This window comes from Limosilactobacillus urinaemulieris, from assembly GCF_932750685.1.
GTDB classification, from domain to species: domain Bacteria; phylum Bacillota; class Bacilli; order Lactobacillales; family Lactobacillaceae; genus Limosilactobacillus; species Limosilactobacillus urinaemulieris.
The window spans coordinates 115300-125428 of sequence record NZ_CAKOBX010000006.1; the positions used below are offsets into that span (position 1 = coordinate 115300).

At 37.8% G+C, this 10129-nt stretch carries 7 protein-coding genes; 5 read left to right on the forward strand and 2 right to left on the reverse strand.

What is annotated here, in order from left to right; translation table 11 throughout:
• Nucleotides 1-22: 22 nt before the first annotated feature.
• The 5 genes from MR181_RS05795 (at nt 23) to MR181_RS05815 (ending at nt 6628) form a co-directional block, all read left to right on the forward strand.
• Nucleotides 23-1156, forward strand: a complete 1134-nt coding sequence (locus MR181_RS05795; RefSeq protein WP_242335967.1) for a THUMP domain-containing class I SAM-dependent RNA methyltransferase — start codon at nt 23-25, stop codon at nt 1154-1156.
• 149 nt (nt 1157-1305) lie between these two features.
• On the forward strand, nt 1306-2661 hold the full coding sequence (locus tag MR181_RS05800) for a TIGR03111 family XrtG-associated glycosyltransferase (protein WP_242335971.1): 1356 nt from the start codon (nt 1306-1308) through the stop codon (nt 2659-2661).
• Nucleotides 2637-2993 (forward strand): 6-carboxytetrahydropterin synthase, encoded by a 357-nt coding sequence (locus MR181_RS05805; protein ID WP_242335974.1) that lies wholly within the window; start codon nt 2637-2639, stop codon nt 2991-2993. The genes MR181_RS05800 and MR181_RS05805 overlap by 25 nt, the downstream gene beginning before the upstream one ends.
• Before the next feature lie 371 nt (nt 2994-3364).
• A complete protein-coding gene (locus tag MR181_RS05810) occupies nt 3365-6127 on the forward strand; it encodes a KxYKxGKxW signal peptide domain-containing protein (protein WP_242335977.1) in 2763 nt (920 codons plus the stop codon).
• 156 nt (nt 6128-6283) lie between these two features.
• Nucleotides 6284-6628, forward strand: coding sequence for a hypothetical protein (locus MR181_RS05815; protein WP_242335980.1), 345 nt, complete (start codon nt 6284-6286; stop codon nt 6626-6628).
• A gap of 61 nt (nt 6629-6689) precedes the next feature.
• Here the strand turns inward: MR181_RS05815 and MR181_RS05820 are convergent, their stop codons facing one another.
• Nucleotides 6690-7964 (reverse strand): glycosyltransferase family 2 protein, encoded by a 1275-nt coding sequence (locus MR181_RS05820; RefSeq protein WP_242335983.1) that lies wholly within the window; start codon nt 7962-7964, stop codon nt 6690-6692.
• Between the two features lie 228 nt (nt 7965-8192).
• A partial coding sequence (locus MR181_RS05825; protein ID WP_242335986.1) for an LPXTG cell wall anchor domain-containing protein occupies nt 8193-10129 on the reverse strand: 1937 nt, incomplete at its 5' end.

Consider the following 10129-nt stretch of genomic DNA (forward strand, 5'->3'; position numbering starts at 1 on the left):
AGAAGCATAAGGAGTTCTTACTTTGCAAGAATATCAACTAATAGCCACCGCTGCTTCTGGAATTGAAGCACTGGTTGGTAAAGAATTACGAAATCTTGGTTACGATACTCGAGTAGAAAATGGTCGAGTACGTTATATTGGGACAATTAAAGATATATTAAATACAAATATTTGGCTACGAACAGCCGATCGGGTCAAAATTATTGTTGGTGAATTTGAGGCTAAAACATTCGAAGAGCTTTTTGACCGAACCGAAGCCTTACCTTGGGAAAGTTTATTGCCAGTTGACGCCCAATTCCCGGTAGAAGGTAAAAGTCATCACTCACAATTACATAACGTTCCTTCAGTTCAAGCAATCGTTAAGAAGGCAATTGTTCGTCGACTGAGTGATGTTTATCACCGTCGAACACGTCTTCCGGAAACTGGTGCTCTTTATCCGTTAGAAGTAGCTATTAGTAAGGATCATGTAATGCTGACGCTTGATACTACTGGTGACAGTTTATTTAAGCGTGGCTACCGAAAAGCAAAAGGTGGCGCACCGTTAAAAGAAAATATGGCAGCTGCCCTCGTAATGCTTGCTCACTGGTTCCCTGACAACCCTTTTGTTGACCCGGTTTGTGGTTCGGGAACTATTCCAATCGAGGCAGCACTATATGGTCATAACATTGCTCCAGGAATCAATCGTTCTTTTGTTTGCGAGCAATGGACTAACTTAGTACCAGACGGTTTAGCTGATGACGTTCGTGACGAGGCAGATAGTAAAGCAGATTATGATGTTGAATTGGATATTCATGGTTATGACATCGATCAAAATATGATTGACATTGCGCAAGGGAACTGTCGAGCAGCCGGGTTAACCCACGATATTACTTTCAAACAATTAGCAGTTAAGGATTGGCACACCGATAAGATCAACGGTGTTATTGTTGCCAATCCTCCTTATGGTGAGCGACTGAGTGATAAAGAAACCGTCCATGAACTTTATCGCCAAATGGGAAAGATTTACAGACCAATGACAACCTGGAGTAAGTATATCCTAACAGCAGACCTCGAGTTTGAAAAATACTATGGCGCTCCAGCAACAAAGAAACGGAAACTTTATAATGGAGCATTGAGAACCGATCTTTTCCAATATTGGGGAAAGAAAAAGCGTTAGAGTTTATTATTTCTATAACCATTCATAATTAGTAATATTAATCAATAAAATAACTCAGAGTACTTATAAAGTACAACAGAGTTATTTTTTGTTTCAGTTATTTTGTTATAACAAGATATTTGAACCTTTGAGAAGGGAGAATGAAATAAGTGTTTTTATCTGGAATCATCGTTGAACTTGGCTTTTGGATCTCTTGGCTTCTACTCCCTTTGATTTATGAATTTCTTCCAGCGTTATATGGTTTTATTACGTTAGGAATAGCAGGAAGAAAATTAGGAAAGTTGAAGAGACTAAATTATTTGCCTAGAATATCGTTGATAATTCCAGTATACAATTCTGAGGATACTATTTATAATTGTATTCGCTCGGTTGCTGATTCAACTTATCCAGATCACCTAATTAGTATTATTGTGGCGAATAATCAAAGTATTGATCGCAGTTTTAGTGAGTATCGTCGAGCCCATTTCGAATTTCAACAGTTATTTATGCAGTGGATAGATACTACTAAAGGGAAAGCGCGTGCATTGAATTCCGCAATCTATCGTTCAAATGGCGAATATATTATTCACATAGACAGTGATGGACAACTGCAAAAAGATGCATTAATGAACATTGTTAGAGCATTTGAAAGTGAGCCTGAACTTGATGCACAGACTGGCACAATTCTCACTCAAAAGAACTCAATCAAGAAAACTAGGAGTCCATTATTAAAGTTCCTAAGAGAAAATGAATACTTTGAATATGCTCAGTCTTTTTTAGCTGGTCGTGCAATTGAGTCTCAAGAAAATCATTTGTTTACAATGTCAGGTGCTTTTTCAGCTTTTCGCCGAGAAAAACTTCTTCAAACAAAGCTGTATAATATTCAAACAGTTGGTGAAGATATTGATATGACTTTTCAAATTCGTTATCAACTTAAGGGAAAAGTTGCATTATGTCCTGAGGCAATTTTCTATGTTGAACCACTTGATAATTTAGGGAAATTATATACTCAAAGGCAACGATGGCAACGTGGTGAACTAGAAACAATTCACTATTATATGGATAAAAAACAATTGAGTCTAAAAAACATATTTAAGAACTTTATCGTTCGCCGGTTAATTATGGATCATACCATTTTATTTTTGCGGATTATCTGGATGGTAGCGTTCCTTGTTTTAATTCCGTTTGGGTATTCTCTTAAATTAATTTTGATATCTTTTGTAATTTTATACCTGCTCTATGTCTTTATTTGCTTACTAAATTTTATTGATATTCAATATTATTTACGCTTTTTCTCAGAGGAACGTCATTATTATGTATCAAAGTTTTACATACTATTAACGTTACCGTTATATTACATGTTGTGTAGCACTATTCAGTTTGTTGGGATCATTAATTCAATGACTGAACCTGCTGCCTGGAAAGTTGAATCTTTCAGTGCTGAAATGAAAAAAATAAAGAAAATGTTTAGAAAAGATTTAAGGAGAATTTTTAGAATAAAATGGAAAGTGAAACATACAGATTAACTTTTTTCCTCAATGCAACTCATATGGTAGTTATGGATGGTAAAAGTTCGTCAATTCATCCCCACACGTTTGAAATTAACTGCTTTATTAAAAGTCAAAAAATTATTGTATTTGAAATAATGGAGGATAATATTAATCAAATCCTTAATCAGCTCAATAATCAATACTTAAATAAGCTTGAAGCATTTCAAAATACTGTACCAACCTTAGAAAATTTGACTAGGCTTTTATATAGAGCAATTAGTGCTAATCTGAAATCGGTTGGTTGTAGGTTAGTAAAAATTGAAGTATCCGAATCACCAGTAAGAACTTTTATGATTGAAGTAGAATAAAGCTATTAAACTCTAAGGGCTTGTTGCTATTAATTTTATTAAGGGAGACGTAATCTTTCTTGATTTAAGCGCTGGGCTAGTATATAGGTTAACTATTTTCCTTTAATACCGCTAAAAGTATTTGCAGTAGTTTGATAACTTACTCAATCATCAGGGGAATCCTCTTTATTTAATTGGGATCTGAAACATCCATAATTTATCCCTCCAGGGGGAATTTAGGGGGATTATTTTCGATGAATTTTTAGTAAATAGCTTATGTTACTTGGTTAAATAGCACTTGATAACATTGAGCTACTCCCCCTAAGATCACCTTCAAACAGCTACATATCAATGAATCCTCCCAATGTTTATTCAAAGGGAGGATTATTATTATGGAAAACCGTAATAATGCTTTACATTACAAGATGTACAAGTCTGGTAAGAGCATCGTATATGCTGGACTTGCTACTACTGCCGCTTTGGCAGGTTTAGTATTAGCTAACACTAATGCTACTGCTGTTCACGCTGATACTGCTCCAGCTTCAGCTGCTGTTACTTCAAATGTTGCTAGTTCTGCTGTTGCCTCAGATGCTGTTTCTGATGCAAACTCAACTGTTGCTAGTGCTAACACAGCTAATTCCAGCGCAATTGCTTCAAACTCTGCTGCTGTTAAGAGTGATGCAGATACTACTGTACCTGCTTCAAGCACCACAACTGAACCAAAGGCTGCTACTTCAGAAGCTGCTCAATTAACTAGCCAAGCTAAGGGAATTACTGATAACACTGCTACTGCTTCACAAAACTTAAGCAACGCGCAAACAACGTTAACTAGTGCCTCTGCTAATGTTAAGAGTGCCGCAACTGCTTACGAAGCTGCTAAGAGTGCTGCAGACGTCGCTTCCAAGAACGCTAACAAGGCTGCTGAAGATTACACTACTGCTAAACAAGCCGCTAAGGAAGCTCAATCTGCTGCTATGGCCGCCCAAAAGAAAGCAAATGAGGCGGGACAAAGCTTTAATACAGCTTCTGATGCCTTAGTTGCTGCTAAGAAGGCTGCTACTGATGCACAAGCTGCCGCTAATGCTGCTGGCGAAAAGCTTGAAGTAGCTAAGAGTACTTTAGCTAATGCTAATAAAGCATTGAATGATGCTCATGAAGCCAATGTTGCTGCTATTAAGAGTTACAATGATGCTAAGAATGCATTAGAAAAAGCCGAACAACTTGTTAAGGGTGCTCAAGATGCAGCCGACCAAGCAAAGAATAATGTAACTGCTGCTCATAACGGCTTGGAAAATGCTAAGAGTGCTGCTAGTGCATATACTGAAGCTCAAAATAACGCTAATAATGCAGGAGCAAAGTTTGAAGATGCAAATTCTGATCTGGCTAGTGCAAATACAGCTTTAAATGCTGCCCACGAAGCCAATGTTAATGCTATTAACAATTACAATGCTGCATCAAATGCTGCTTCAAGTGCACAAAACGCATTTGATAACGCAAGTAATGAAGAATCTAATGCTAAGACTAGTTTGACCAGTGCGCAAAACGACCCACTCTACCAATACAAGAATGCTGCTGATAGTGCTAATACTGATAGTGCGTCTGCTGCCAAAGCCTTCAACGCATACATGGATGCTAAGCAGGAAAACATCAATAATCCAAATGAATGGAATGATGAACAGGAACAAGCTGCTTATAGCGCATATTCTCAAGCAAGTCAAAAGGCTACTGCTTCTAAGCAAGCACGTGAAGAAATTTTCAATAATGCTTACCATGAACTTCTCAAAGCAACGAGTGCATATCGTCACGATCCAAGTCATGAAAACGCAGTTGCTCTTAATAAGGCTAAAAGTGTTGTTGATAATATGAAGAACTATGATACTTACTTGGAGAAGTTCAATGAGTACATGGATGCTAAGCAGGAAAACATCAATAATCCAAATGAGTGGAATGATGAACAGGAACAAGCTGCTTCTGATGCATTCGATACGGCAAGTCAAAACGCCCAAACCACACTTGATACAGTTAAGGCTGTCGAAAATGCACAAACTGCATACAATAAAGCTCATGATGCATTAACAGAAGCTCAAAACACATTAGCAGAAGCTCAACAGAATCTTAAAGCTGCCCAACACCAAGTAATTGTTGCTCGTAACAACTACAAGAAGGCCGTTAATGAGGTTAAGGCTGCGAAGGCGAACGTTGCAGATGCCCAAACTGCCCTTGATGAAGCTCGTAATGCTGAAACAAACGCTGCAGAAGCTGCTGCTAAGGCTGGTACTGTAGATGAATGGCAACAAAATGTTGATAATTCTGAAAAGGCAGCCGAAAAGGCAGAAACTACTTTACACAATGCTCAAAACGCATTAACAGAAGCCCAACAAAACCTTAAAGGTGCTCAACACCAAGTAATCGTTGCCCGCGACAACTACAAGAAGGCTGCTAATGATGTTAAGGCTGCGAAGGCGAACGTTGCAGATGCTCAAACTGCCTTTGACGAAGCTCGTAATGCTGAAACTAAGGCTGACAAAGCACAAGCTGCAGCTCAAGAAGCATTTAATAATGCACAAACTGCCTTTGACGAAGCTCGTAACGCTGAAACTAAGGCTGACGAAGCTGCTAAGGCTGCTAATGATAAGTTAGCTACAGCTACTAAGGCTTACGATGATGCTGAAAATGCTCTGACTAAGGCTGATGAAGCTGTTAAGACTGCTCACCAAGATGTTCTGAATGCTAACCAAAACTTGAAGGATGCTCAAGCAAACGTTGATGCTGCTCAAAAGGTCGTTAACGAAGCTGCTGCTAACGCCGCTAAGGCTTCACAACTTCTTGAACAAGCAAATAACTTGCTTAAGAACATTGACTGGAACCAAAATGCTAACAACGGTTCAGATAACAATAACAGTGGTTCAAATAGTACTAATGATGATAACATCATCACTAACAACAATGGTTCAAATGTAAATAATAGTAGTAGTCATGCTGTTAACAATGGTTTAGTTTCTGAAAAGGTAGCTGTTAAGAACAACAATAATAATGATACTAAGGCTGCTACATTGCCACAAACTGGTAACGAAAATGCTTCAGCTGTTGTTGCATTAGGTGCTGTTTCTGCAATGTTCGGTCTTGGCCTTGCTGCTAAGAAGCGTGAATTCTAATTACCTCCTCCCAAGATAACTAGAACTGACTTCATTTGTTCGCACTAATAAGGGAAAAGCCTCGAGCACTAGATTCTCTGCTTGAGGCTTTTCTTGTGCTTGTATACGGTTGAGATATAATTATTTAGAAAGTACTAATATTTAGGAGCAAGATATATGGAGCGCAATTTACAAGAGATCATTAATTCATCAAAAAGAATTATGGAAAATTCTAAAAATGAATTGGCAAGAATCGATAACGATCCTCATCCAAACAAGGAGTTACGAAGGGTTATTGAAGGCAACTATAATACTGCTAAGCAGACTTTAGAGATTGCTGATAGTATAACGAGCCATCCAGTAGTCTCTTCAGTTTCTAAACCATCTAGTCATCAACCAGCTGTTAAAGATAGTAATCAAGAAGAGCATGTCAAAGTTACATTTACTTCAACCAAGCCGGATGATGAAAATAAGTCGATGACACGTGCCGAATATCGCAAATCATTAAAGAAAAACAAGTAACCGTTTTTTATAAAATGGCATACCATCACAGGATTAACCTATGATGATATGCCATTTTTACTTAACGTTCCACATGGGTCCATTTACTGTGACCTTTTTTCAATAAGATCTCCTTGAAATTAGCAATACAACGTACTAAACAAATAAAATCAACAATGTTAATGATATATAGAAATAGGTATGTAAATGGCGAAACTAATGCTAATTTTAATTTAGCTTTTGTTGAGATGCTTTCAACAATTATCGTATCGATCGCAAAAATAAAATAGATAATCAAAACAGAAAATATGATCGAAAAGTCACAGTGAATAAGAATAATAATAGACATCCAGATTAAAATAACTGGTTCTATTAAAAGTAAAAATTCTTCGAAAAAAACTTTAGGTAATTTCCACCAACTTAAAGTGATACTGTAAAGATTAAGTTTCTTGTTAAAAATTAATTTACGATGTTTGATGAGTGCTCTAAACCGTCCAAACTTCCATCGATACCGTTGTTTAATTAGCTGTTTAAAATTGTGAACTGCGGGAGTAAATACGATACAATTGAAAGCGTAACAAAATTTATATGATGTATTACCAAATTGCCTTAAAAGTTTCATTGTTAAATCAATATCTTCCGTGACGGTATCGGTATCATATAAGTTAACTGCCTCCATAATAGTACGCCGGAAAGTAGAACCTATCCCACCGATAATATACTCTAAATTGAGCACTTGTTCTGATGATTTTAACTGATAACCAACTAAGTATTCAATATACTGAACCAGTTCAATTAGATTGACGGCCCGTTTTATTCTTACATTTGCCGCAACCGCAACAACATTCGTACTTTGGAAGTGCTTAATCATGTTAACTAAGAAATTTGGTTTAAGCTCAGAGTCAGCATCTAAGACGGTTATCAATTCACCCTTAGCATAATTCTTAATTCCATTATTTAATGCGATACTTTTCCCGCTATTCGGTTGGTTAACAACTATAAATCGTTCTTTATATGGAATACTATCTTCAAACAATTGTTCAACAGAATTACTAGAATATAATTTTTTATCAATATTATCCAAAATATCTTTAGTAGCATCATCGGAACCATCATTAACAATTATTACTTGTCGATTTAGGTAAGTTTGCTTCAGTACAGAAGAGACGCAGGCCATAATCGTTTTTTCCTCGTTATATGCTGGTATTATTACTGATACTAATGGCGCGTATTTTTCTTTCCTTGCTTTTGTAAGATAGATGATTTGATGAATATTTGCCAGTAATAAGCCTAGAATTATTCGAATAGCTGAAAAACCACCCAGGATAATGATTATTAATGATATGATTATACTCACTTCTTTCGGTTCTTAATAATCCATAAAACTAATATTGAAATTAATAATAATGTGCTGAGGATCGTTAGGACAACGGCTAATATAGAAATCAAAATTAATTGCATTTTCATTTTTTGATAATTTAGTAGAGATCATAAAAGAAAAGCCCCAGGCAATAAATGCTTGAGGCTCTCTCTTATTAGTACGAACAAATAAAGTTAGTTCTAGTTATCTTCTAAAAGGAGGTAATTAGAATTCACGCTTCTTAGCAGCAAGGCCAAGACCAAACATTGCAGAAACAGCACCCAATGCTACAACAGCTGAAGCATTTTCGTTACCAGTTTGTGGCAATGCCTTGGAGTCGTTAGCAGTAGCAGCGGCACTAGCACCCTTAACTGATGCAGAGGTCTTAACAGTAGCAAGTGATTGTGCAGCAACATGAGCATCGTAAGCAGCCTTAGTTACTTGCTTGCCGTTTACGTAGTAGTTACCGTTCTTTTCACCAGTGAAGTTAGGAGCAACATTGTCCTTGTTATTAGTGTCACTAGTATTGTTGTTGGTGTTATCACCAGTGTTTTGACCAGGCTTGTCAGATGGTTGATCTGGGTTGCTTGGTTGGTCTGGATTAGTTGGTTGATCTGGGTTAGTAGGGGTAGTTTCACCCTTCATTGCAGCTAACTTAGCTTGGGCAGCAACTAATTGGTTTTGGTAAGCCTTCAAGGTTTGAAGTGCTTCATCATAAGCAGCCTTGAGAGGAGCAACCTTTTCAGCTGAAGCAGCAGCATTCTTCATGTTAGTCTTTGCATCATTGAACTTTTGAACGATTGCCTTGTCAGTGTTAATTTCGTTTACAAATTCTGCGTAACGAGCACTGTCCTTAACACCCTTAACTTGGTTAGTCCAGTAGTCAACTTGTTCTTGTTGTTGCTTTTGTGCCTTTTGAGCACCATTAAGCTTAGCTTGAGCAGCTGTTAATTGGCCATTGATAGTACCAACTAAGCCATTAGCATTATCAACTAATTGCTGATTAAGCTTTGTAGGATTCTTAGCATAGTTAGCCTTAGCTTCTTCAAGAGTCTTATTTGCTTCATCAAGCTTAGTTTGGAAGAACTTGACATTACTTTCAAATGTTGGAAGTTCTGAGTTAGTGTGATCAAGCTTAGTTTGTGCTTCCTTAGCCCATTCTTCAGCTTGACTAAGAGCAGTACCATCTGCGGTTGGCAATGCCTTCATTCCAGCTTCATCACGAGAAAGTTGAGCAGCAGCACTTGATGCAGCATCACTTAAGCTTTGGTAAACCGGATCATCAGTACTGTATGGTAAGTTATTAGCTTTCCGGGCAGCGGTCCAAGCATTGTACTTGGCATTTGCAATATCACCGGCATCCTTAGTAGCTTGAACAGCATCCTTGTAGGCTTGTTCAGCTTCTTGAGCGGCCTTCTTTAATGCTGGAAGTTGATCCATGATTGCCTTAGCTTGGTTTAAGGAAATACCATCCTTGGTATTATTAAGCATCTTATCGGCAGCCTTAACATCATTACGAGCGGTTTTAATTGCATTTTGAACGGCAACCATATTGTTGTAAGCAAGACTCTTTTGAGCATTTAAAGCCTTCATTTCATTGCTGTCAGACTTAAGACCAGCCTTTTCAGCAGCAGCAACTGCATCGGATACTTGGTTCCAAGCGTTAACAACAGAATCACTTTGAGCTTGTGCTTCATCTAAGTTAGCTTGGGCATTACTCTTAGTGTTCATTACCCTGTTGTAATCTGATTGACCAGTTTGGTTCCACCAAGCTGTAAGGTCAGCAGTATTAACACCACTTACAACAGCAGCTGAATCTGAAGCAGCATTAGCAGCCTTATGTGCAACAGCTTGTGCATGACGTGCAGCATAGTAGTCGCTGTTAGCAGCGCTATAAGCAGAAGCTGCAGATGCAACAGCAGCTGAATTGGAGTTCAAATTAGTTGCCGATTGAAGTGCATCGCTAGCGGCATTAACAACATTTTGTTGTTGTTCAACATTAGCACTAGCAGAGTTAACAACAGCTTCTTGACTAGCAATTTCAGCTGAAGTAGCAGCAGATGAGTTAGCAGTAGTAGCTGCTTGTGAAGTAACAGCAGCTGAAGCTGGAGCAGTATCAGCGTGAACAGCAGTAGCATTAGTGTTAGCTAATACTAAACCTG